Annotated in this window: 27 protein-coding genes; 21 read left to right on the forward strand and 6 right to left on the reverse strand. The window is 63.7% G+C overall.

From position 1 onward, the window contains the following. Positions 1–23: 23 nt before the first annotated feature. Together FA702_RS04560 and FA702_RS22705 are read right to left on the reverse strand one after the other, a co-directional pair. Complete coding sequence (locus tag FA702_RS04560) at positions 24–323, reverse strand: hypothetical protein (RefSeq protein ID WP_136955228.1); 300 nt, start codon at positions 321–323, stop codon at positions 24–26. Beyond that, positions 323–460 (reverse strand): hypothetical protein, encoded by a 138-nt coding sequence (locus FA702_RS22705; RefSeq protein WP_168195994.1) that lies wholly within the window; start codon positions 458–460, stop codon positions 323–325. The genes FA702_RS04560 and FA702_RS22705 overlap by 1 nt, the downstream gene beginning before the upstream one ends. A gap of 138 nt (positions 461–598) precedes the next feature. On the opposite strand from FA702_RS22705, the gene FA702_RS22710 reads away from it, so the two are divergent. The 4 genes from FA702_RS22710 to FA702_RS04575 all read left to right on the forward strand — a co-directional run bounded on the left by FA702_RS22710 (position 599) and on the right by FA702_RS04575 (position 1,862). After that, positions 599–757, forward strand: coding sequence for a hypothetical protein (locus FA702_RS22710; RefSeq protein WP_168195995.1), 159 nt, complete (start codon positions 599–601; stop codon positions 755–757). A 50-nt stretch (positions 758–807) separates the two neighbouring features. Then, complete coding sequence (locus FA702_RS04565; protein ID WP_136955229.1) at positions 808–1,272, forward strand: DUF4429 domain-containing protein; 465 nt, start codon at positions 808–810, stop codon at positions 1,270–1,272. Between the two features lie 177 nt (positions 1,273–1,449). Beyond that, on the forward strand, positions 1,450–1,737 hold the full coding sequence (locus FA702_RS04570) for a phage tail assembly protein (protein WP_136955230.1): 288 nt from the start codon (positions 1,450–1,452) through the stop codon (positions 1,735–1,737). Positions 1,738–1,745: 8 nt separating this feature from the next. Beyond that, positions 1,746–1,862, forward strand: coding sequence for a GpE family phage tail protein (locus FA702_RS04575; RefSeq protein WP_136955231.1), 117 nt, complete (start codon positions 1,746–1,748; stop codon positions 1,860–1,862). A 76-nt stretch (positions 1,863–1,938) separates the two neighbouring features. Here FA702_RS04575 and FA702_RS04580 read toward each other — a convergent pair whose 3' ends face one another. Together FA702_RS04580 and FA702_RS04585 are read right to left on the reverse strand one after the other, a co-directional pair. Continuing rightward, the gene (locus FA702_RS04580; protein ID WP_136955232.1) at positions 1,939–4,020 is read right to left on the reverse strand and encodes a type IV secretion system DNA-binding domain-containing protein; all 2,082 of its coding nucleotides are present in this window, start codon (positions 4,018–4,020) and stop codon (positions 1,939–1,941) included. Beyond that, positions 4,017–4,319: a hypothetical protein gene (locus tag FA702_RS04585; protein WP_086486242.1), complete on the reverse strand. Its 303-nt coding sequence runs from the start codon at positions 4,317–4,319 to the stop codon at positions 4,017–4,019. Before FA702_RS04585 ends, FA702_RS04580 begins: the two co-directional genes overlap by 4 nt. Before the next feature lie 466 nt (positions 4,320–4,785). Between FA702_RS04585 and FA702_RS23115 the strand changes: the two genes are divergently transcribed. The 12 genes from FA702_RS23115 (at position 4,786) to FA702_RS04650 (ending at position 15,313) form a co-directional block, all read left to right on the forward strand. Beyond that, complete coding sequence (locus FA702_RS23115) at positions 4,786–5,142, forward strand: hypothetical protein (protein ID WP_254908140.1); 357 nt, start codon at positions 4,786–4,788, stop codon at positions 5,140–5,142. A gap of 396 nt (positions 5,143–5,538) precedes the next feature. Beyond that, positions 5,539–7,059, forward strand: a complete 1,521-nt coding sequence (gene istA / locus FA702_RS04600) for an IS21 family transposase (protein WP_136957248.1) — start codon at positions 5,539–5,541, stop codon at positions 7,057–7,059. Then, on the forward strand, positions 7,049–7,816 hold the full coding sequence (gene istB, locus FA702_RS04605) for an IS21-like element helper ATPase IstB (RefSeq protein ID WP_136955033.1): 768 nt from the start codon (positions 7,049–7,051) through the stop codon (positions 7,814–7,816). Before istA ends, istB begins: the two co-directional genes overlap by 11 nt. Positions 7,817–7,922: 106 nt before the next feature. Next, the gene (locus FA702_RS04610) at positions 7,923–8,189 is read left to right on the forward strand and encodes a type IV conjugative transfer system protein TraL (RefSeq protein WP_086486190.1); all 267 of its coding nucleotides are present in this window, start codon (positions 7,923–7,925) and stop codon (positions 8,187–8,189) included. A gap of 41 nt (positions 8,190–8,230) precedes the next feature. Beyond that, complete coding sequence (locus tag FA702_RS04615) at positions 8,231–8,830, forward strand: TraE/TraK family type IV conjugative transfer system protein (RefSeq protein WP_210417585.1); 600 nt, start codon at positions 8,231–8,233, stop codon at positions 8,828–8,830. Beyond that, the gene (locus FA702_RS04620; protein WP_086486188.1) at positions 8,820–9,587 is read left to right on the forward strand and encodes a type-F conjugative transfer system secretin TraK; all 768 of its coding nucleotides are present in this window, start codon (positions 8,820–8,822) and stop codon (positions 9,585–9,587) included. Before FA702_RS04615 ends, FA702_RS04620 begins: the two co-directional genes overlap by 11 nt. Further along, positions 9,584–10,891 carry a TraB/VirB10 family protein gene (locus FA702_RS04625; protein WP_086486187.1) on the forward strand — a complete coding sequence of 436 codons (1,308 nt, stop codon included), beginning with the start codon at positions 9,584–9,586 and terminating at the stop codon, positions 10,889–10,891. Before FA702_RS04620 ends, FA702_RS04625 begins: the two co-directional genes overlap by 4 nt. 35 nt (positions 10,892–10,926) lie before the next feature. Then, positions 10,927–11,565, forward strand: a complete 639-nt coding sequence (locus FA702_RS04630; protein WP_086486186.1) for a TraV family lipoprotein — start codon at positions 10,927–10,929, stop codon at positions 11,563–11,565. Continuing rightward, positions 11,562–14,078 carry a TraC family protein gene (locus FA702_RS04635; protein ID WP_086486185.1) on the forward strand — a complete coding sequence of 839 codons (2,517 nt, stop codon included), beginning with the start codon at positions 11,562–11,564 and terminating at the stop codon, positions 14,076–14,078. Before FA702_RS04630 ends, FA702_RS04635 begins: the two co-directional genes overlap by 4 nt. Positions 14,079–14,083: 5 nt before the next feature. Then, positions 14,084–14,410 (forward strand): hypothetical protein, encoded by a 327-nt coding sequence (locus FA702_RS04640; protein ID WP_086486427.1) that lies wholly within the window; start codon positions 14,084–14,086, stop codon positions 14,408–14,410. Beyond that, complete coding sequence (locus FA702_RS04645) at positions 14,407–14,640, forward strand: hypothetical protein (RefSeq protein WP_086486184.1); 234 nt, start codon at positions 14,407–14,409, stop codon at positions 14,638–14,640. The genes FA702_RS04640 and FA702_RS04645 overlap by 4 nt, the downstream gene beginning before the upstream one ends. Beyond that, complete coding sequence (locus FA702_RS04650; protein WP_086486183.1) at positions 14,630–15,313, forward strand: conjugal transfer protein TraW; 684 nt, start codon at positions 14,630–14,632, stop codon at positions 15,311–15,313. Before FA702_RS04645 ends, FA702_RS04650 begins: the two co-directional genes overlap by 11 nt. 26 nt (positions 15,314–15,339) lie before the next feature. Here FA702_RS04650 and FA702_RS04655 read toward each other — a convergent pair whose 3' ends face one another. Together FA702_RS04655 and FA702_RS04660 are read right to left on the reverse strand one after the other, a co-directional pair. Then, positions 15,340–15,876 (reverse strand): GNAT family N-acetyltransferase, encoded by a 537-nt coding sequence (locus FA702_RS04655; RefSeq protein ID WP_086486182.1) that lies wholly within the window; start codon positions 15,874–15,876, stop codon positions 15,340–15,342. Between the two features lie 12 nt (positions 15,877–15,888). Then, entirely contained in the window at positions 15,889–16,215 is a 327-nt protein-coding gene (locus FA702_RS04660) for a DUF1778 domain-containing protein (protein ID WP_086486181.1), read from the reverse strand. A gap of 191 nt (positions 16,216–16,406) precedes the next feature. On the opposite strand from FA702_RS04660, the gene FA702_RS04665 reads away from it, so the two are divergent. From FA702_RS04665 to FA702_RS04685, 5 genes are all read left to right on the forward strand, one after another. Further along, the gene (locus FA702_RS04665) at positions 16,407–17,423 is read left to right on the forward strand and encodes a TraU family protein (RefSeq protein ID WP_086486426.1); all 1,017 of its coding nucleotides are present in this window, start codon (positions 16,407–16,409) and stop codon (positions 17,421–17,423) included. 251 nt (positions 17,424–17,674) lie between these two features. Further along, the gene (locus tag FA702_RS04670) at positions 17,675–19,528 is read left to right on the forward strand and encodes a hypothetical protein (RefSeq protein WP_136955234.1); all 1,854 of its coding nucleotides are present in this window, start codon (positions 17,675–17,677) and stop codon (positions 19,526–19,528) included. Next, entirely contained in the window at positions 19,525–20,649 is a 1,125-nt protein-coding gene (gene traN, locus FA702_RS04675; protein ID WP_086486179.1) for a conjugal transfer protein TraN, read from the forward strand. Before FA702_RS04670 ends, traN begins: the two co-directional genes overlap by 4 nt. Beyond that, positions 20,621–21,502, forward strand: a complete 882-nt coding sequence (locus FA702_RS04680) for a type-F conjugative transfer system pilin assembly protein TrbC (protein ID WP_086486178.1) — start codon at positions 20,621–20,623, stop codon at positions 21,500–21,502. Before traN ends, FA702_RS04680 begins: the two co-directional genes overlap by 29 nt. Next, a complete protein-coding gene (locus FA702_RS04685) occupies positions 21,474–22,079 on the forward strand; it encodes a S26 family signal peptidase (RefSeq protein WP_086486177.1) in 606 nt (201 codons plus the stop codon). The genes FA702_RS04680 and FA702_RS04685 overlap by 29 nt, the downstream gene beginning before the upstream one ends. Positions 22,080–22,113: the final 34 nt, after the last annotated feature.

Here is a 22,113-nt window from a genome sequence, read left to right on the forward strand (position 1 = left end):
TCGTCCCCTTCGCGGGCAGCGTATCACTCATCCGAACCGCACAACTCCGCGTAATAGATATCGTGCGCCTCGCGTTCGTTGATCGGCCCCTCGCTCTGGTCCTCGCCATAGCGGGGCAGGATCGGAAGAAGCTGGATGTGTTCGCCGGCATCGCAGGCGTCGTAATCTTCGTGGTCCGGCTCCATGTCGGGATCGCCGTCGATGTGGTCGAGCATCTCGATCAGCGCTTCGATCTGCTGTTCGATGGCCTCCCGATCCGTGGGCATCACGCCCAGATAGATCGTGCGCGGAAGGAAGTGTTCGCGGGCCAGATGCTTTGCCATCAGCACGGCCTCCCTTCGCCATCGTGTTCGGCCCACAGGCGGCGCAGCAGCACCACGCGGCGGGCTTCGTTCAGATCGATGACGCGCGCCGTGCTTGCCGGGCGCGCGGGGGCAGTGGTATCGGGCTTGGTAGCCATGGCGATCACTCCAACTGATCCAGTGGTTAGGCCCGGAGTGAGGCGGCAACCTCGCTCCGGGCTGTTTTGTGTTAGTTGTGCCACTTGTGCCTGTCAATGGATATTGTGCTACAGGCACAAGTTGGGTAACAGGCACCCATGACCACGGCAAAAAAAGATCAGCGCATCCCGATCATGATGTCTGTTGCAGAGGTTGCGCGGATCGATGAATGGCGCGCGAAGCAACCCGGCATTCCAGCCCGTGCGGAGGCAATTCGCCGTCTCGTCGGCAAAGCGCTTGAGACGCCTGCTGATTGATCTTTGTCGTTTAATCCACGATCCTCGACTGCGAATCTGACGGGGGAATCATGGCAGGCGCACAATTATTTGAAGGATATGGCGCGGTCATCGAAGTTACCGATGATGGCATCATTATTCGAAGGCGCGGGTTGGTTGCCTTTAGCCTACACGGCCTAAAGGGTGAGAAGCGCATTCCATTTTCCAGTATTTCAGCCGTTCAGTTCAAACCTGCGTCCATGCTAACATCTGGATACATTCAGTTTTCCATCATAGGTGGCAACGAAAGTCGCGGCGGCCTCGTTGCGGCAACGAAGGACGAAAACAGCGTCATCTTCAAAGGCAAGCATCAGACAGCCCAATTCGCCAAGTTGCGAGAGATCGTTGAAGAGGCAGCTCGCAAGGCGCGCACCCCTTCCGTAACCCAATCGAATTCTTCGATCGCGGACCAACTCTCAAAGCTGGCCGATCTTCTTGATCGCGGCCTGCTCACCCAGGAAGAATTTGCAAAACAGAAGTCCGCATTGATCGGGTAACCCGCCCCGTTACCCGGCACATCACTGGAAGCGCGCGCGCGATGCGCGTTTGATCCGGCCAGCGAACATGCTTCGCTGGCCGGTCCTTTTGCGGGGCGCCGGTCAGCGGAGGCCGGGGGCGCAGCCACACCGCGCCCCCGGCCCTTCCTGCCCCGCCATGCAAGGGAAGCCCCGCAGATGACCGATGCCACCGTGACGCTCGACGAACCTATCGTTCGTGGCGAACAGAAGATTTCCACCCTTGGCCTGCGCCGCCCCAAGAGCGGCGAACTGCGCGGCCTTTCCATGATCGACCTGGTGCAATTGAAGGTTGATGCCGTTCACGAACTGTTGCCGCGCATCACCGTGCCGCCGCTAATCATGGCCGAAGTGCATGACCTTTCCCCGGCGGACATGTTCAAGCTGTCCACCGAGATCGCCGGTTTTTTTCTTCCGAAGGAATCCGCAGCGTCCCCGAACGCATAGAGGACGCGATGGCAGACATCGCCATCGTCTTTCACTGGCAACCCGCCGTGATGGAGGCGATGTCGCTTCGCGAATTGCTCGACTGGCAACGGATCGCCCGAGAACGGAGCAAACCCGATGAGTGACACGACGCTGAAACTTGCCGTCGCCTTCGAGGCCATCGACAAGTTGAGCGGCACGCTCAAGCAACTCTCCGCCGGGTCAAAGGGTTTGGGCCGCGAGTTCAAGGCGCTGCGCGACGCGACCCGGAACCTTGAAAAGACGCAGGAACAGATCGGGCGCGCCGGCAAGACGGAACCCGGCGGGCTTGCCGAACAGTTCGAGTGGCGGTGAAGTGGGCGCCCGTTCATCGGCCCCATTTGATTGCGTCGATGGCGTGGATTTTGCACTTGGGACGCCACCCGATGTTCCCATCTCGTCTGATGGCGAAGGAAGCGGGAGTTCGGCCTCTTGCGCCTTCGGCTCCGTCCGGCGTCGTTTGGGTGCCCCCGCTTTTGGCCTGGCCGGCGTAGCCGGAGTTACCGAAGGTGGGGACGCAGGGGGGACCGCGACCGCGAGCCGAACGGGCGGTGTTCCACGCTCCTCGAACGCCTCAGCGACGGAGGCGACCTTGTTATAGCGGTCCTCGAACCGGACCACAGGCAGGCTGCGTCCGAAGCGCAGATAGCCGATGAGGTTGGGCAGATTGGTGACCTCGGTGTGCATTACCAGAGGTCGCGTCACCTGCATCCGCGAGAGGTTCACACCATCGCGCATATCGTTCACGCCGTAGGACATGCCCTCGTTGGCTTCGACCTGTTCGACCTGCCCCAGATTCTCGCTGACATGCTTTGCGGTCGGCGTGTCGTTGGCGCGCAGCGCCACCCAGGTCGAGCAGTAGCCGGTGATCGCGGCGGCATCCTGGATGCCATAGGTTGCTTCCAATTGCGGGTAGCTCTGGAACCCCAGGATGCCGCAGCCGCCATACTTCCGGGCGCGAGCAAGGAAGTCGCCGAGCGACGGCAGGCGCTGGAGCGTCGGCAACTCGTCGATCACGCAATAGAGGCGGCGGTTGCGATCCGGCGTCATGCTCATGATCGCGCTGATCGCGATATCAAGCCACACCGTGATCAGGGGACGGAGCGAAGGAAGCTGGTCCGCCTTTACAGTGATGAAGAGCCAGCTGTCGTCCTTCTCATTGGCGACCCAGTCGCGGATCGAGAAACCGTCTGCGGTGTCATCGAGATAGGCGAAGCTGCGCATCACTGAGGCGAGCTCGGCCTGGATGCCGGCGCTGGTGCGTTCCCCCTCCGTCGAGATGAATGCCGCCGCGTCTGTACCGACAGCGAACGCGGCGAGGTCCTTCAGCTTGGAGCGCAATAACGTGTCGAGCAGGATCGAGACCAGGGTGCGCTCCTGCCGGGCCAGCTTCCGTAAGACGGCAACCAGCGTGCCGCGCGCAGCCTTCGCCCAGAAGGGATCGCCGGCCTTGTCGGGAATCGTGGACTCGGCGATCTGATCGTAGTGATAGTCCCGCGGGACATCGACCCAGGGCGACCAGCAATCCGCCCGCGCATCGAGCGGATTGAGCAGAACGTCGATCCCCGGCCGATAGAATTTTTCGACGAAGGTTCCAGCCGTATCGTAAACGATGGCCCGCCGTTTCCGCTTCCGGATTCCGTCGAGCATCTTGACGATGATGTTGGTCTTGCCGGTGCCGGGGGCGCCGCAGATCAGGATGTGCTCGGGCTCGAACGCATCGGGGACATTGACACCGCCAATGTCGAAGCTCCCCTTGGCATGACGCCACAGGGCGCGACGAACCTGCCGCACGGTTCCGAACCGCGCGCCGCGCAGGAACTGGTTCGAGCCGAGTCCCCGTCCGGTGCGAGTGAAGTAGAACCAGGCCCACCCCAGCATGGCGAGGGCGAACAGGCCGGAGATTGCCGCTCCATGGAGCAGATAGGTCTCGAAGGCAGCGAGCGTCTTGTGGGCGACACCGGAATCGAGGAGCGCCTTCGGGCTGGTCCAGTACTGCTTGCCTGCCGGTGTCCTGAACAGGATCGGGGTGACGTTGCCGGGAACGGCATCCCCCATGACAGCGGCCTGGCCGAGCTTCACAAGAACGAAGCGCTCGTACTCGGACGACTTTTCGAGCGCGTACCAGATGATGCCGCCGATCCAGATCACCAGCCCCGCAAGAAAGGTCTGGTAGAAGACCTGGGTGGTCATGCGGACGTTGTGGACGATGGCCTGGCCGCCGCGGGTCCAGGAGCCGAGCGTGTCGTGACGAAAGATGCTCATGGCCGGTCCTGCTCGGGATCGAGCAGCCCCCTTTCGCGGAGGAGTCGGCGCGCTTCACCCAATCCCTTCTGGAGGATGTCAGGCGAGCGCTCGCCGACCGACGTGGCGAGAATCGCGAAGGCCTGGATGGCCGTCGCATGGAGCTCGTCGAAGCGGGCATGATAGCCCGAAGGATCGGTACCTTCGAAGCGTTCGAGTATGTCGCGACAATAGGTCGCGGCGCCGAGACCCGCATTGCGCGCCTGGACAGAAAGGCGCGCATAGAGGTCATCGTCTATGCGAATTGTGATGCGTGCCAAGCGGCGGACTCCTTGTCCGGCACGCCAGCAACGTGGTGAAGCAACCCTCTTATAGCCGAATTACGACGTGATCTCAACAATTTATCGAAACTGCCGCCGGCAGCCATTAAGTGCCAAGGCAGATCAATCGCTTAAGCGCGGAAACAATGCGGCCTGGCTGCCGCCGGCAGCCGATCGGTGCCAGATCGACAGCCATTCTGTGCCGGCTAAAAATGGCGGATATCCGCGCGATTCACGCCCGCAGCACCCGTGCGTGGGGTGCATTCTCCTCGCCTGCGGCGTGCGTCCCTCTTCCGCAGCGCTCGCCCGCTGCGCCCTGTCGATCCCGATCGACGCGGGTTTCCCCGTCAGGGGAGCCGCGTTCGATCGGTTGCGCTCCGTCGTCAGGAATGCGTTGCAAGCGGATGCTCCTTGGAAGATAGTCGGGGTTGGCGGGCAGACCTCCTTTCCAAGAAGGAGTCCAAGAATGCCCAAGATGACGGAACGGGAACGGCTCGCGAAGATCGAGGCCGACCAGCGCAATCTCGCGCAGGAAGCCGAGACGGTGCGGCGTGGATTGCGCGCGCATTATGGCAGGCTCGCGTCGGAGCTTGCGGTCGAGAGACTGAGCGAGCGCGAGTTTCGCGATGTGCTCGGCCAAGCGATCAGGATCGGCGGCGGCGCGGCGCTGGCTGCACTGAAGGCGCTTCCGGCCGCGACCGATGATCCGCCCGAACGGCGCGCACCGACGAAGGCCCGCGCTGCTGGTGGGATGAAGTCCGGCGCTACGCCGCCTCCCGGTTCGGATGCCGGAGACGGAAGCCAGGGGACGGTGCATCCTTAGCGGAAAGGGGAGCGACGTTGGCGGGCGGGACGCCCGCCAAAAGGAGCGGCGCGGGGGAAACCGCTCGGGTTTCCCCCGCTCGTGCGACAAGCACGACAAGGGACCGGCGGCGGTGTCCCGCGCCGGTCCCTTCTTGGGCTGGTGGTCCGGTCAGGCCGCTATGACGCGGCGCTTGCGTTTAATCGGCACATCGGGTTCCTGATCGGTTCGCATGAAAACATGGGTCGGGACGCGGTGGCCCTTCTCCGGGTTGAACAGGTCATAGAGGCTCGATTGTATGCCGGAGTGTTGAGTAGCGCTGAGAATTGACCCGGGAGGGCCAGAAATTATCACTGAGAATTGACCCATGCTTTCCTCGCCTCCGGCTGACAGTCGGGAGGCATCGGAGTGATCGACATGGACCTACTCAGTGTGATCCGCCGCTGGCACTTTCGGCAAGGCATATCCATTCGCGAGATCAAGCGGCGAACGGGGTTATCGCGCAACACGATCCGCAAATATCTTCGCGCCGAGGCGGTGGAGCCGGTATTCAGGGTTCCTGATAGACCGAGCAAGCTGGACCCCTTTGCTGAGAAGTTGACGGGGTGGCTGCGGGTGGAGGCTGGCAAGTCGCGCAAACAGAAGCGGACGGCCAAGCAGCTTTACGCCGATCTCGTCGCACTCGGCTTTGACGGCTCATATACTCGAGTGGCGGCGTTTGCGCGGGAATGGAAGCGTGGGCGCCAATATGAGCAACAGACCAGCGGACGCGGGACATTCGTGCCGCTGGTATTTCAGCCCGGTGAGGCCTTCCAGTTCGACTGGAGCGAGGACTATGCGGTTCTGGGTGGCAAGCAGGTCAAGCTGCAAGTGGCTCATACCAAGCTGTCGCATAGCCGAGCGTACATCGTTCGGGCTTATCTGCTGCAGACCCACGAGATGTTGTTCGATGCGCTGACGCAGGCGTTCCGAGTTTTGGGTGGCGTGCCGCAGCGCGGGATCTTCGACAACATGAAAACCGCAGTCGACAAGATTGGCCGCGGCAAGGCCCGACAGGTGAACGCACGCTTTGCCGCGCTTGCCAGCCACTATCTGTTCGAGACGGATTTCTGCAATCCAGCCTCAGGCTGGGAGAAGGGGCAGGTCGAGAAGAACGTCCAGGACGCTCGCCACCGCTTGTGGCAGCCAATGCCTCACTTCCCGGATCTCGCAACACTCAATGTCTGGCTTGAAGAGCAATGCATCGCACAGTGGGCCAACATCCATCACGGCGGCCTGCCCGGCACCATCGCAGATGTACACGCCGAGGAGGTGGCCAGCCTGATGCCCATGGGGCGACCCTTTGATGGCTTCGTCGAGCAAACCAAGCGTGTGTCACCCACTTGCCTGATTGCCTTCGAACGCAATCGTTACAGCGTGCCAGCCTCCTTCGCCAATCGGCCCGTCAGTCTGCGTGTGTACCCCGAACGGCTCGTCATTGTCGCGGAAGGGCAGGTCCTGTGTGAACACGAGCGGATCATTGATCGGTCCCATCATAGGTCCGGGCGTACGATCTATGACTGGCGGCACTATCTGGCCGTTGTTCAGCGCAAGCCGGGGGCCTTGCGCAATGGCGCCCCATTCCTGGAGATGCCCGAAGCCTTCCGGCAACTACAGGTAAGGCTGCTCAAGCGGCCTGGCGGAGACAAGGAAATGGTCGAGATCCTGTCCCTTGTCCTGCACCATGACGAACAGGCTGTCCTGCGCGCTGTTGAACTTGCCCTCGAGGACGGGGTCGCAACCAAAACCCATGTTCTCAATATCCTGCATCGCCTGATCGATGGGAAGGCACCACCGGCTCCCCCGATCGATGCTCCACAAGCCTTGCGCCTCGGCAAGGAGCCCAAAGCCGATGTTGGCCGCTACGACACGCTGAGGGAGTTGCGCCATGCGTCATGATCCTGCCAGCGCTGCTGTGGTCGTAATGCTCCGCGGCCTCAAGATGTATGGCATGGCCCAAGCCGTTAGCGACCTGATCGAGCAAGGGGCCCCGGCGTTCGAGGCGACCGTGCCGACACTGTCCCAGTTGCTCAAGGCAGAAATGGCCGAGCGCGAGGTCCGCTCGATCGCCTATCAGATCAAGGCTGCTCGCTTCCCGGCATACAAGGACCTGGCCGGATTCGATTTTGCCGCCAGCGAGGTCAATGAGGCATTGGTACGTCAGCTCCACCGCGGCGACTTCATGGACAGTGCCGACAATGTTGTGCTGATTGGCGGCCCTGGCACCGGCAAGAGCCACATGGCCACCGCTCTTGGCGTCCAGGCCGTCGAGCACCATCGCAGGAAAGTGCGCTTCTTTGCCACTGTCGATCTGGTCAATGCGCTTGAACAGGAAAAGGCGGCCAACAGGGCTGGCCAGATTGCCGAGCGGCTGCTCAAGCTCGATCTCATCATCCTGGATGAACTGGGATATCTGCCGTTCAGCCCGTCAGGCGGCGCCCTGCTATTCCATCTGCTCAGCAAACTCTACGAGCGCACCAGCGTCGTGATCACAACCAACCTCAGCTTCAGCGAATGGTCTGGCGTCTTCGGCGATGCCAAGATGACCACAGCTTTGCTCGATCGCCTCACCCATCATTGCCACATCCTCGAGACAGGCAATGACAGCTTCCGCTTCAGGGCCAGCTCCGCCGCACCCAAATCCAGAAAGGGATAAACCCGACTCTTGACCGTGCCCCTCTTGGGCAGCACATAACCCACACCCACCCGGGTCAATTCTCAGTGATAATCCCGGGTCAATCCTCAGCGCTACTCAACAGGGCGTGGACGAACGTCTGCCACAGTTCCTGCATCGGCCGGTCCAGATTCTCTGGTTCGACAGTCAGGAGTTCATCGTCGTCATGGCCACGATCTTCGTCGCGGTCGTCGTTGGCGGGATGATCGGCTGGGCGCTCATCGGCGCTCTTCTCCTCTTCATTCCCTGGAAGCGGACAAAGCCGAGAGGCTTCATCCCGCACCTGGCCTGGCGCTGGGGCCTCGCCCGCTTCCGCAACTATCCGGGTCCGACCCAGACCCGCTTCTTCGAGTGAGCGTGATGGCACACCCTTTCCGACGCAAGGCTCAGGCGGACATGATCGGCGACACGCGTCCGAGCTGGCATCTGCACCGTTACTTGCAGGGCTCCGCGAATTTGTTCGAGGAGAACCGGCTGCTCAAGATCGCGATCGCCGGCTTGTTCGGCATCACCGCCGTGCTCGGCACGCTCATCTACACCTCGAACCAGAACACGCGCACGGTAATCGTGCCGTTCGGTGCCGACGGCGACCTCTATGTGACGGGCAACAAGCCCTCGGAAAGCTACCTTCGCTCGATCACCTTCAACATCGTGGGCCTGGCCGGCACCTATTCCGCCTATTCGGCGGACCGTCAGTTCCAGGAGCTACTGCGGATCGCGCATCCCAGCGCATATAATGGCCTGCGCGACAGCCTGAACCGGCTGCTCGACGAACTCGGCAACAATCCGACCCTTTCGATCGCCACCTATATCCGCGGCGACCAGCCCGTCACCTGGACGGGTAGCGAGATCCTCGTCCCCGTCGAGAAGGTCCGCGTGATCGGCGGAGTGATCCGCAAGTTCCGGGGAAATCTGCGCATCCGCTACGCGCTCGAGAATGGCCGCTTCTGGCTGACCGCCCTCCAGGAGGAGAATTTCAGTGCCGATGCCCGGTAACCGCGCGAGGCTCGCCTGCCTCGCGGGGGCGCTTGTCGCGTCCCTTCCCGCCCCAGCCTTCGCGCAATCGATCGCAGCTCTGCCTGACCAGACGAGCCGGATCCGGCTCTCCAACCGCGACGTCAATCACGTTGTGTGCGTCGACGGCGACATCGACGACGTGAAATTCTCGGCCGAGAAGGGTCTTGCGGTCGAGCGTGGCGGCTCGGATGCCTGGATCAAGTTCCTCGTCCTCGAGACCGAGGACATGGGCACGAAAACGCGCACCTATGTGACGACGCCTTCGGAATTCTTCGTTTCCTGCAACGGCGCGATCTACCCGCTCTATGCCGAGCCGGCCGACATTCCGGCTCAAACCGTGACCTTGGTTCCGGGCGGCGCGCAGCGCGCGCGGGCCAATGACGCGCTCCTTGGCCCGCTCGTTGAAGAAGAGCGGGCGATAGGCATCGCGCTCGCGATCTTGCAGGATCGGGTGCCGGCGTCCTTTTCCGAAGTGGCACCCTCGAAGGATAGGCTGATTCTTGCGGGGTTGCCTAGTGCGTCGCTCGATGAGCGTCGTCGCCTCGAGGTTGAGGGCATGGGGCTTTCGGTGAGCGAGTATCTGGTGCGCGCGAGCGCGGCGATGACGCTCGACGAACGCGATTTTCTCGACGCGACGCTCGGCACCGACATTTTCGCCATCACGATCGACCGGCTGACGTTGCGGCCTAACGAGACCGCACGGTTGATCGTCGTCCGCCGGAGTGCCCAGCAATGAGTACGCCCGAAGAGAACCTCGAGGGGCTGTCCGCGACCGCCAGCTCCCACACCAGCCCGGAAGGCAGTGAAAATGGGCCGATCGCGCGGCCCGCGTTGCTCGACCTCCGCGCGCAATGGGCGAAGCTGACATCCGACCAGAAGCTGCGCGCCAAGCAGTTGGGCGTGGTGTTCTCGATCGCGCTGCTCGGTCTTGGCCTCTACACGGCAAGCCGAAGCGGTCATGAGGAAGCGCCCAAGGCACCGCAGGCGTCCAACCTCGATATGGGCGCCGGCCTTCGTGGCGACAGCCTGGAAGTCAAGCTGCGCGGCGATCTCCAGAAGATTCTCGACGGGCAGAGCCTGCTCGGAGACCGGGTGACCGCAATCGAGGAAGGGAAGGTGGTTCCTGGTGGGGCCGGCGGTGGGCATTCCCCGAGCGTCGGGGGAGACGGCGATCTGCCCCCCGCCCTTCCCGACAATGCACCGGCCTATCCGCCCGCGCCGCCCGAGGCCAGGGGATCTGCCGATGAAATCCCGGCTCCGCCGAGTGCGCCGACCGCGCCGTCGGCACCACCTGCGCCACCCACGGAAAGACAGGTCGGCGCTATCGGTGCGGCGACCGCCTCGCAAGCACCGGAGGGAGGCGCTGGCGGCGGGGCCGCGTCAAAAAAAGCCAAGCGGACGATCTATTTGCCACCTGGTTTTATGCGGGCACGGCTCTTGACCGGGATCGACGCTCTGGCGAGTCGGGACGCCACAAGTAACCCGGAACCGATCATTGCCCGCGTCCAGGCGCCTGCGATCCTCCCGAACGAGGTCAAGGCCAATCTCTCCGGCTGCTTCGTCATCGGCAACGCGACGGGAAGCCTCGCCAAGGAGCGGGTCGAGGTCCAGCTCGTCTCCATAAGCTGCGTCGACTTCGACGAACATGCGGTGGTCGACCAGTCGATCAAGGGCTTCTTCGTCGATGCCGACGGCAAGAAAGGTCTGTCCGGCAAGGTGGTGACGCGAGCTGGCGCGACGCTGGCGCGATCGTTCATTGCCGGCACGATCGCAGGCATCTCGCAGTCGGTCGAGGGGTCGTTCGGGAGCCTGTCGACCTCGGCGCTTGGCAGCGTGCGCAGTCTCGACGCGGGCGATGCCGCCAAGTCGGGCATTGCCGGCGGCCTCTCCAAATCATCGGACAAGCTCACCGATTTCTATCTCGACCTCGCCCGTCAGGCGGGCCCGGTCGTCGAAGTCGGCGCCGCCAAGGACGTCGTGGTCGTCATTCAGGAAGGTCTCGCGCTCGAGATCAAACCATCGGTTGGAAGCAAGTTCTGATGCGACGCCTTCCCCAATCTTCAGGAGGTTCCGCCATGCGCATGCTGGCCCTCAAATCTCTCGATCGAACCTTGCTCTCGTTCAGCCTGCTCGCAACCTTGAGCGGCTGCGCGACGGTCGGCGCGATGATGTCGCCCTATTCGGAGAAGTTCGACTGCAAGAACAGCGACCACGGCCAGTGCATTCATCCCGATCGGGCCTATGAGGACGCGGTCGCGGGCGTCGCGTCAAAGTCCGACCCGAAGGTGACCAACGACCGCGCCATGCTGCGCGGCCAGGACACTGCCCGCCCGAGTGCGCGGTCGCGGAACGAGCGCGCAGGCAATGCCTATGGCAGCTATCGCGACAGCGTCTATCGCGAATTGAAAGGCCTGGTCGAAGCGCCGGTCACGCCGATGCTCAAGCCGGCGCAGACCGTTCGCACGCTGATCCTGCCCTACGCCGATCGCCAGCGCCCGGACCGTCTCTATATGCCCCGGTACGTCTATTCGGTGGTCGACAAGCCCGTCTGGGTCGTGGGCGGCGCACTCGTCGGCGCGCCCGATCGCGCATCGCAAGCGCCTATCCTCGGGCAGGTCCGTGAACCTGCCGCGCCGGATGGCGAACCTGCGTCGAGCGAGACCACCACGCCCGCGCCCGCAATCGTCGCCCCGGCACCGGAGCCAAAGCCGTGAGCCCGCCCGCATCGAGCAGCGGCCTCTCCTATGCCCGCCTTCGCAATGCCGTCCGGCGTGACAGCTTCTCGGACTATCTGCCGCTCGTCGCCTGGGACGATGAGACCGAGGCCTTCCTCTGCATCGATGACACCTGGGGTCATGCCTGGGAGCTGGTTCCGACCGCCTACATGTTCGCCCATGTTCAGAGCGCTCTCCAGGGTCTCCTCAATATCCACTTCCCGGACGGGACGGTCCTCCAGCTCCACACCTTTGCCGATCCGTTGATCGACGACGCACTCGATGCCTTCCTAGACCTCAAGACCCGCGATGATCCGCTGATCCAGGCCTCGGCGCGGCGCACCCATGCCTATCTGAGCGAGGGTCGTCATGGCCTGAAGGCGCTGCACGGCATTCCGGTGCGCAACTTCCGCACTTTGCTCTCGATCAAGACCCGGCGGCCGCTCGGAGAGGATTTGCGGCGGCAGGTCGAGGAGCAGCTCTCGAAGCTCGGAATCCGCCGTCTGCCTCCGCAGGAAATGGTCGCCTTTTATCGGCGTATCTTCAACGGCGTCGCCGATCCGGCCCCGGGGGTCTTCGTTGACGGATCGACCATCGGCGCACCGCCGATCGCCAAGCAGATCATCGATGCGGGACCCGATCTCGTGTTCGAGGGCGCGGAGGTGTTCCTCGGTAACCAGGTCGCGCGCTGCCTGACGCCCAAGGCGCCGGCGCGCAGGATCACCGCCGAACGCGCCAATCGCCTGATGGGCGGCATGCGCGGCGCGTCCGAGGACAGCGATCAGATCGGGGGCCCGTTCCTCTACACGCTCAACATCCTGTTCGATCATTCGCAGTTCGAGATCCACAAGCGCGCGCAGATCCTCTCGGCGCAGAAGGCGGCCGGCAGCTTCGCGGTCGAAGTCGGCAAGCAGATCGAGGAGATCGGCTGGATCCTCGACGAGGCGGGCAACAGTAAGTTCGTCCGGGTGATCCCGACCATCTGGGTGTTCGGCCGCGACCGTGCCCATGCCCGCGATCTCGCAGCGCGCGCCAAGCGGCTGTGGGAGGGCGAGCCCCAACCCTTCTCGATGCAGGAGGAGAGCTATCTCAATCCGACGCTGCTGGTGATGAGCCTGCCGTTCGGGCTCTATCCCGACCGCACGACGTTGCGCCTGCTCGAGCGGGACTTCCGGATGCCGGTGAAGGCGGCGGTGCTGATGGCGCCGATCCAGACCGACTTTCGCGGCGGCGGGCGTCCGGCGTTGCTCTACACGGGCCGCAAGGGCCAGCTCGTCACGCTCGATCTGTTCGATCCGAGGATCAACAACTACAACTTCATCGTCTCGGCCGAGAGCGGGGCGGGCAAGAGCTTCCTGCTCAACAACCTCTGCCAGCAATATTTTGCCTGCGGCGCGCTCATTCGAATCATCGACATCGGCGGAAGCTACCGGAAGCTCTGCACGCTCTGCTCGGGCCGGTACATCGATATCGGTGAAGAGCATCTGGTTCTGAACCCCTTCGACATGGGGCTCGCGCTCGATGGCGACGACAAGCAGTCGGCGATCACCATGGCCGTGGCGATCGTCGCGGAAATGGCGAATGCGTCGACCCGCAAGGGCGTCACGACGTCGGAGTGGAACCTGCTCAAGTCCGCTGTCCAATGGACCATCGACACGGGGCGGGCCGATCATGGCATCGACGCCGTGCGCGAATGGCTCGGCACCTATCCCTCGCTGGTAGAGACCGATCTCGACCGCGTCGACCATCTCGTGCCGACCGCGCGTGAGCTCGCCTTCAACCTGCGCGATTTCGGGTCGGGCGGCGCCTATGGCCATTATTTCAACGGCCCTTCGACCCTCGACATCCGCAACGACGAATTCGTCGTGCTCGAGCTCGAGCGTCTCAAGGCGATGCCTGACCTGTTCAACGTCATCGTCATGGTCGTGGTCAACGCAGTCACCCAGGAACTCTATCTCTCCGCGCGCGATCGCCCGCGCTTTGTGCTGTGCGAGGAAGCCGCCCAGTTCATCACGCCGACTGAGGGGCAGGATCTCAGTCGTCTGGCCGAAGCGATCAGCCAGGGCTATCGACGCGCGCGCAAGTATCGCGGCAGTTTCGGCGTCGTCCTACAGAGCATGAACGACCTCATGCTGTTCGGCGGAACTGGCCAGGTCATCCTCGAAAATGCCGCGACCCGGTTCCTCCTGCAGGGATCAACCTACGATCGCGCGGTCGACAACAAGATTCTCGATTATTCGGGCTTCGTCCTCGACCTGCTGAAGTCGGTCCGCAATTCGAAGCCTCACTATTCCGAGGTGTTCATCGACTCTCCGCTCGGCCTCGGCATTGCGCGGCTGGTCGTCGATCCCTTCTCTTATTGGATCAATACCTCCGCCCCGGATGAGGTCGCCGCGTTCGAGGCGCTGATGCGCCAGGGCCTTTCGCCGCTCGAAGCAGTGTGCCGACTGGCAGGTGTCGAACCCTCGCAAATCCTTGGCGCGCGCCCCGCGCCAGCCTTCACGGGAGCATGACGGCCATGGCACGCTATCGTCCGCACCCCGATCAATTGCCGCTCAACTGGTCCGATAACGAGGCCATCGAAGTGATCGTCGAGCAGCGTCTTGCCGAGCGGTTCGAAGCGGAGTCCTTTCAGTGGCGCTTCCGGCTCGTCATGATCGAGACCCTGATGATGGGCCTGCTCGTGCTCGTCGCCGGGATCCTCCTCAAGCAGCCGACGATGATGGTGCTGCGCGCCTCACTCCTCGTTGCCGCCTCCTGCTTCGCGACCGGACTTCTGCTGCTCAGTCTCTCAGCAGGTACAGCAAAGCTGTTGAGCCGCCTGCGCCGGAGAAGAGGCAGATGAACGGCCTCATTTCTTCCGCGCCGTCGCAATCGGCGATCCGGCTTACGGTCAGCGGCTTCCTGCTCATGCTGGTCCAAAGCATGCTCTTGCTCATGTCGCCCTCGCTTGGCGCTGGGGCAGGCGTTCTCATCTGGACCCTGACCCCTCTCGCCTCCTGCGCGTTCGTTGCCGCCCTTATCGGCATTCCCGAGCCGCCCGAACAGCATTGGAGGCGTCGTCATGGCCGCTGATCTGCTGCGCCGGGTCCGCCGCGGGCCCATCGTCCTCGTGCTTCTGACGGGCAATGCGCTGGCTGTGGCTGCCGCGCTCGCCGCAGCTGGGCCTGTCGCCGGCAGCGCCCCATCGCGCAGCACGATCGGCCGGACGTGGCCGATCGCGGAGCCCGACGCGCTCGCCGAGATCGAGGCCAAGGTCGCGACGCTGCCCAGCGACATGAGCAAGGCGTTCGGCCCGCGCGACAAATGGAGCGCGCTCAAGGCCGCGCCGCTCGGGGTCGCTACCGCTGACCGTGTGCGCAGCGTCGTCCCCTTCTACACGCTCGACTTCGACATCACGCTGCCAGGGGGCAAGACGCTCTACCCCAAGGGCTTCACGTTCAACCCGTTGACCTATGTGAAGCTGCCACAGCGCCTCGTCGTCGTGCATCCACGCGATCTCGGCTGGGCGCTTCGTAATGCTCGCGCGAGCGATTTCATCCTGCTCTCTGCGTTCAAGGGACAGAATGGCGATGCCATCGAGATGAGCGAGAAGACCGGGCGGCCGATCTACATCCTCGAAGAACGCGTCAAGCAGCGGCTGGGGCTGACGGTCGCACCCGTCATCGTGGCCCAAGCTGGGCAGCGGCTCGTCCTCACCGAAGTCGGCCCCAGGAGCCGAGCGCTTTCTGCGGGAGACGCGAGATGACTCGACACATGGAAGCGGCAGCAATGTCAGCGATCGACGGGAAGTTGCCTCAGCATCGACACGGGAAGGAAGAGACGCCGCGCCTTGCCAGGCAGGGCCTGGAAGCCGAAGCGCTTGTAAACTGCCGCTCTCCGTTCGACGTTCGTAGGATTGCCGCAGTCGAGAACGTCGAGCAGGACAAGTGCCACACCGGCATCTTCAGAGATGCGACGGACGCGCTTGAGGGCGTCGGCGAGCAACAATCCGCCAAGGCCTTGGCCCTGCCAACGCGCATCGACGCCCATCATTGCGATGAACATGGCTGGGATGACGCCGTGGCCGGGACGATCCCGGGCGAAGGCCGACGGAAGCTCCGAATGCTCGACGCCATGCGCATTGAGGGCATAGTAGCCAACCAAATCGCCTTGAGGCGAGACGAGCACGAAGACCCGGACATTGTCGGCCTTCGCAAGCTTGTTAGCCGTCTTGTGCAGATAGTTGTCGACCTGCGCCACTCCGGACGCGAAGCTAGTCCGATCGTGCCGCTTCGTATCGAGCGGCTCGATTGTCCCCCCTTCGAACATGATACCCCGTCCCTACCGGCTTTCGACCATTCGTATATGGCGTTCGAACGCCTCGCGCAGCGCGTCCGTTGGAGGCGGCGGATTGTCGATCGCGTCCATTATTCTTTGAAAATCTGCCCGGCTGACGGTCGTTCGCTCATGGCTGTCGATCGTCTCGAGCGCCGCCCGATAGGCGGCGTTGATGACAAACACAGAGTCATCGACACCCGAATAGGCGGCAGCGCGTTGGATCGCCCGCTTGACGTGCGGCTTAGTGCGGAAGCCCATGCGCTCGGAAGCACGCTCCTCCGCTCTGGCGGTGCCATCACCATCCGGGGCGACATCTTGATGTGCGTTCATTGCAAGATCCATCAAACGCGTGGTTGCGCAGATATGTGCGTCACTAAGACGCACATTTCAAGGCGCCAGAAGGGCCTTCATGATCGGTGTGATGTCGCGAGAAACCGGTATCGGCGCTTTTCCCCGGCTAGCGTCCCCTGGTCCTGCTTTTCTCGTCGTTCGCAACGCGCGACCATCGAAGGATGCTCGGCATGATCCAGCGCTGGCGGATCTTCTTGATCGGCATCCTGCTCGGGCTCGCCGCGACACTGGCCTGGCCGAGCCAGGCCCTCGCCTCCAAGTGCGAGGCGGGCACCGCGTTCAACCCCATCACCAAGGTGCGCTGGACCTGCATCTTTCCGATCACGGTCGGCGGCATTCGGGTGGGGAGCTTCGACAAGCTCGACAAGGCGCTCGACGCGCAATCCGCGTCCAAGCCTCTGTGCGCCTGCCGCAAGGGCATCCAGTTCTGGTTCGGGGTGAAGGTCTCCTACTGGTCGCCCAACCGGATGGTCGACGTCGTGACTGAACCCGGCTGCATGATGGCGCTGGGCGCGGATCTGCTGCCGACCGGCGGCAAGCTGCAGGGCAGCCAATCGTCGATCTCCGACGGGACGAACACGCGCAAGATGTTCGCGCAGATGCACTATTACATCTCGCCGGTCTGGGCGATGCTCGACATGTTCACGGACCTGCCGTGCCTCGAGAATGACGGCTTCGATGTCGCCATGATAACCGAGGTTCTGCCGACCTGGCAGTCGGGCACGCTCGGCGCGATCATCCAGCCTGAGGGCATATTGTTCGGCAACCCCGCTGCCGGCCTCGCCTGCATGGGCGACAGCGCCGCGGCAGCGGCAGGCAAGGTGATCGATCCCCTGTTCTGGTGCATGGGGAGCTGGGGCGCGACTTATCCGATCGCTGGCGACATCCATTTCGATGACTCGGTCGAAGCCTGGGCAGGCCTCGCGGCCCGCGGCGTCTTCATGATGGGGCGGCTGGGCGCGCTTACCATCAGTTCGGCGGACGGCTGCTCGTTCGTGCCCCAGCCCGTCTGGACCAAGTCCCGATACAAGCTCCAGATCATGGAGCCGGTGAAGGGCGGCAAGTGCGTCAACATCGGCCGCCCCGGTGCGCTCTGGTCCTCGGCCAAGCATGCGCCGGGCAAGGACAATGCCCAGTTCATGCTCTTCGAAAAGGTGATCTGCTGCGCCGGGATACCGGTGCCGTGAGCGGGTCCCTTCCCCCCAGTTCCGCGCGAGAAAGCCGTCCACTCCGGAGGTCTGTTCGCCAAGGCCCCTACGGCCGATGGCTTCCGCGCGGGACCGGAGCGGCGCCGCCATGCCCCCCTGGCGGCGTCGCTCCACCCCCGGCCAGCGCGGCCGCGATACGCCCCCGATGGGATCGGCGCTTCCTCTCCGCCTGTTCCATCGTCGCGACCGCGCTGGCCCTTCCTCTTGCTTCGCCCGCATCGGCGCAGACGATGGAAGAGCGCGCCCGTGCCGCCGCGGAGGCGTCGCGTGCAAAGACCAGCGACAGCGACGCGCTCCAGCAGAATTATGTGACGCCAGGCCTCGCCGGTCAGCAGATTTCGACTGTCGACAACAGCCGGACCTTCGCGCCCAATATCGCCTGCCAGAAGACCGCGACGATGCTCGAAGTGCTCGTGCAGCCGTCAGGAACCGGCGATCTCGGCAGGGTCACGGTCGCCCGCGACACCGATCTCGACGGATCGGTCGACAGCACGGCGAACCTTCCAGTGCCGGTATCGGGTATTTGCGCGAACGGCGTTGTGTCATGCCAGCCCGGTAGCTGGAACGGTTGCAGCTTCTTCCGCTGGGATGTCGACGCGGGACAGGCGCTCAAGCTGACCTCGGTCGACATGCCCAAGCTCGCGGGATGCTATTGCCTCAACAATAGCTGCGGCACCAACCTTGCCTGGGGCAACATGGCCTCGGTGCTGCGCGACCTTGGCGGCGGGATGATCGGGGCGCTCACCACGGCCGACCCGCGCTATGGCGTTGCCGAGGCTGTCATCGACGGGCCCTCGATCCGCTATGTGGGCGCACAATCGACCGCCTGCTCCGCCAATCCCGACCTCGCGCAGACCGCCTATCGCGCCAATCCCGCAACCATCGCATCGGATGCCTATGCCGCATCGACGGGCAATGCGGTGTTCCAGGCGCTCAAAGGATCGGCGACCGGCACTGGCACGGCGCTCCAATATCGCCATTGCTCGATCGAGCGGCGGGTGACCGTGTTGAAGCCCGGCGCTGAGGATATCATCAGCCGAACGTCGGGCGGCTACTCGACGATCGAGAACGGCAACTCGTTCGACTTCCTGATGGGCTCGCCGGCGGACAACAGCCTCGGCGGAAGCTGCGCGCTCATCGATTTTCGCATGACCCTGCATGTGAGCGATCCCGACCGGATCGTCGACGCGCGGCTCACGCAGTTCTTCGCAGACGATTGGGCGCAGGTGCGGGTCGACGGTCTGCTGGTGGGTTCCGGCCCCTCGTCCTGGACCACGCTCGGGCTTCCACCGGGGAAATGCGAGCAGAAGAAGACCTTCTACTCCTACCCCCATCTCGATCTGCGTCCCTATCTCACGGCCGGCGACCACGAGATCTGGCTTCGCGTCGCGGTTGCGGAGGGGGGCGAAGCTTTTGCGCAGGTTCATGTCGATGTCGACAATAGCTGCAAGACGCTGGAGCAGGTCGTCGACGGTTGCGGAACGATCGCGTCCGATCCACAGTGCAAGCTCGACAGCGAGCTGGTCGATGGCGTCCAGACATGGATCAACGGCGTCGCGACCGGCCTGAGGCCCCTGCCCCAGACCCGCATATTGGGCGGGCCGAGCTGCCCAACACAACTCACCCGCGATTTCTTCCTGAAGGATCGCACCTATCGCTGCGCGGTCGACGATATTGCAAAGCCCGATACGAGCCGCGGCGCTTACATCATCGACCATTCGACCGAGACGATGCTCGCCGACCGGACGCTCCAGAGCGACGGCAGCTACGCGACGTCGACGCGCGCCTTCAATCTCCCCGACGGGGGCAGTGTGCCGGCCTGCGAGCCTGTCTGCAAAACGCGTGCGCCCAAGGCCAATAGCGAGGCCGCGCCCGATGGCGTGGTAGGCGCGAAACAGAATGTGCCGACAGGCTACGACAGCTTCTTCCACGCCTGCACGTCGGACAATCGATGCCCGGCAGGGCCCGGCGAGGAAGTCGTTTCCGCCTGCGGATGTCTCGACGATTTCCCCGAAGCGGTGGTGATGATGCAGACGGTGCGCCTCGCCGGGGCCGACATGGTCTGCACGGGGAACGTGCCATGACGGGTTTTGCGACAACGCGATACTGGTATCTCGATCCGCGCGGAGCGGCACTCGCGTTGGTGCTCGGAGCGGGCGTCGCGCTCGGCTGCCCGAGCGCCGCCCACGCGCAACATATCTGCGCGGCCGATCTCAACAACAATGGCGATGCGGCCGACGAAGGCGAGCAGGCAAGCTGCCTTTCCACGACCAGCGGGGCATGGCTCTGCCCGATCCAGGAGGTCGACTGCGTCGCGGACGCGATGGGGCAATATAGCTGCCCAGCCGGCCCGCAATATGCCTGCCTGGTGAAGAGCGAGGGCGGCCCACCGGCTTGCTCGCCCAACCAATGCGCCGATCTCGCGACCAATCCGATCGTGGATGAGCCGCCGATGGACGATCCCGGCACGGAGCCGGATGGCGGCATCGATGCCGACGGCAATTGCCTCGGGAATATCGAGATATTCTCAGGCCGCGGGGTGCGGTGCCGGCCCGCCGGGCTTTCGACTACCTTCGCGAATTGCTGCAAGGACAAGGGAAAGATCGTGAAGGACGGGATGGGCTCTTCCATCTCGTCGATCGGCACCAAGATCGCGGTGGCCAAGGGCGTATTCACCGGCATGAGCGCCGCCTACACGGCCTTCAAGGCCGGCGCGACCGCCAGTCAGGCCGCGAGTGCCGGCGCCAATGCGCTGATCGTGGGTCTTGACCCGACCTCGCTTGCGGTGAGCCTAGCGATCAATTTCATGATGGAATTCCTGTTCGCCGGCTGTGACCAGCAGGACATGGAGACGGCGATGCTGCGCTCGTCCGGCATGTGCCACGAGATCGGCAGCTACTGCACGTCGAGCTTTCTCGGCATCTGCCTGCAAAAGGCACGCGGGCACTGCTGCTTCAACACCAAGCTCGGCCGCATCATCCAGGAGCAGGGTCGCCCCCAACTCAAGGCCTTCAACGGCAACCTCTGGGGCACGGCCAAAAAGCCGATGTGCCGCGGGTTCACGCCCGAGGAGTTTCAGGCGCTCGATTTCAGCAAGATGGATCTCTCCGAATATTATGCGGACATCGAGGCCCGCGCCCAATCCGACATCCAGATAGACATGGGGGAGCGCATCGATGCGTATCTCAAAGCGGTCAATCCATAGCGCCGTCCTTCTCGCGGTGCTGGGCGCGGCAACCGCCGCACTCGCACAGGTCGCCGCAAGTGACGTCCCTCGCGGCGACGCGCGCCAGTCAGCCGCAGACCAGGGCCAAGACAGCATGAACCGGCTCGAGAGCGCGGTCTCGCGCGGCAAGGCCGATGCGGCCCAGCTTCCCGATCCCCAGCTTCCACGCACCGACAACCCAGCGGACCGACGGCACGCATTCGATGGCCTGCGCAAGCGACTTCCGGCGCCGGACATGGAAGCGCGCGCGCGTGCCGCGCAGGCTCGCGGCGAAACGAGCCTTGCAGCCGAGCGCGAGCGGCAGGCCAAGGCGCTGCGCCAGGCTCTCGGCCTTGAGCCTGCGGAAGAGCAGGCTCTCGCCAAGGCGATCCCCGTCACGACGGTCAAGGGTTGGGTCCCGGTCCTGTTCGTGTCCTCGTCGATGCCGATCTCGACCCTGCGCAACTATGCGGTCCAGCTCGAGAAGGTTCGCGGCGTCATGGCGTTTCGCGGCGTGCCAGGTGGACTCAGGAAAATGGGTCCTATGGCGAAGCTGACAGCCCAGATCCTCCGGCTCGATCCGGGCTGCGAAGGGCCGAACTGCGCGATGCGCGACGTCCAGCTCATCATCGATCCGATCGTCTTTCGCCAGCACGGAATATCCCAGGTTCCGGCGCTTGCCATGATCCCGGGCGATCCGACCCAGGCCTATTGCGAGCGCGACATTGAAAGCCCCCGCGCCGCCCACATCGTCTTCGGGGACAGCGCGCTTTCCGGGATGCTCGAGGAATATGCCCGCCTCGGCGGGAAGAAGGAGGTAAGCCATGCTCAGGCTCTTCTGGGCGCTCGCTAGGGCGATCGCCGGCCTGTGGCCGCGTCTGCGGCGATTGCCTCGCAAGGCGGCGATCGCGCTCGGCGCGCCGGGACCGGATCAGCCGGCACGGCCCGAGCGGCTCGCCCGCGCCATGCTCGTCGTGCTGCCGATCGCCGCGGGCGCGGCGCTCGTCGTCCCGCAGGTCGCGTTGGTCATGTCGCCGTCGATCGATGCCTTCGCGGTGCGCAAGAGCCCTGGGCCGATCGCACGCGGTGACTATGTGATGTTCACGCTTCGTCACCCCATCGCCGGGCCGGATCCGGTGTCCGTGACAAAGCGTGCGCTTTGCATGTCTGGCGATCGGCTGACGATGTTCGAGACCCCGTCGCCCCTCCTCCCGCGCAGTCGAGACGGGCACTATTATTGCAATGGCCTGTTCCTCGGCGTGAGCCTTCCGCGGGCCCATAACGGCATGAAGCTCGATCACATGCGGTGGAGCGGGGTCATTCCCGCCGGAATGGTCTATGTCGGTTCGACGCATCCGCGCGGGTTCGACAGCCGTTATTTCGGGCTCCTCCCGATTGCGCGTCTCACGCGCATGGAGCGAATCCTGTGAGCGCGCGCGATCAATCGACCTTCGCCAGATACAT

The organism is Novosphingobium sp. EMRT-2 (assembly GCF_005145025.1).
Lineage (GTDB): Bacteria > Pseudomonadota > Alphaproteobacteria > Sphingomonadales > Sphingomonadaceae > Novosphingobium.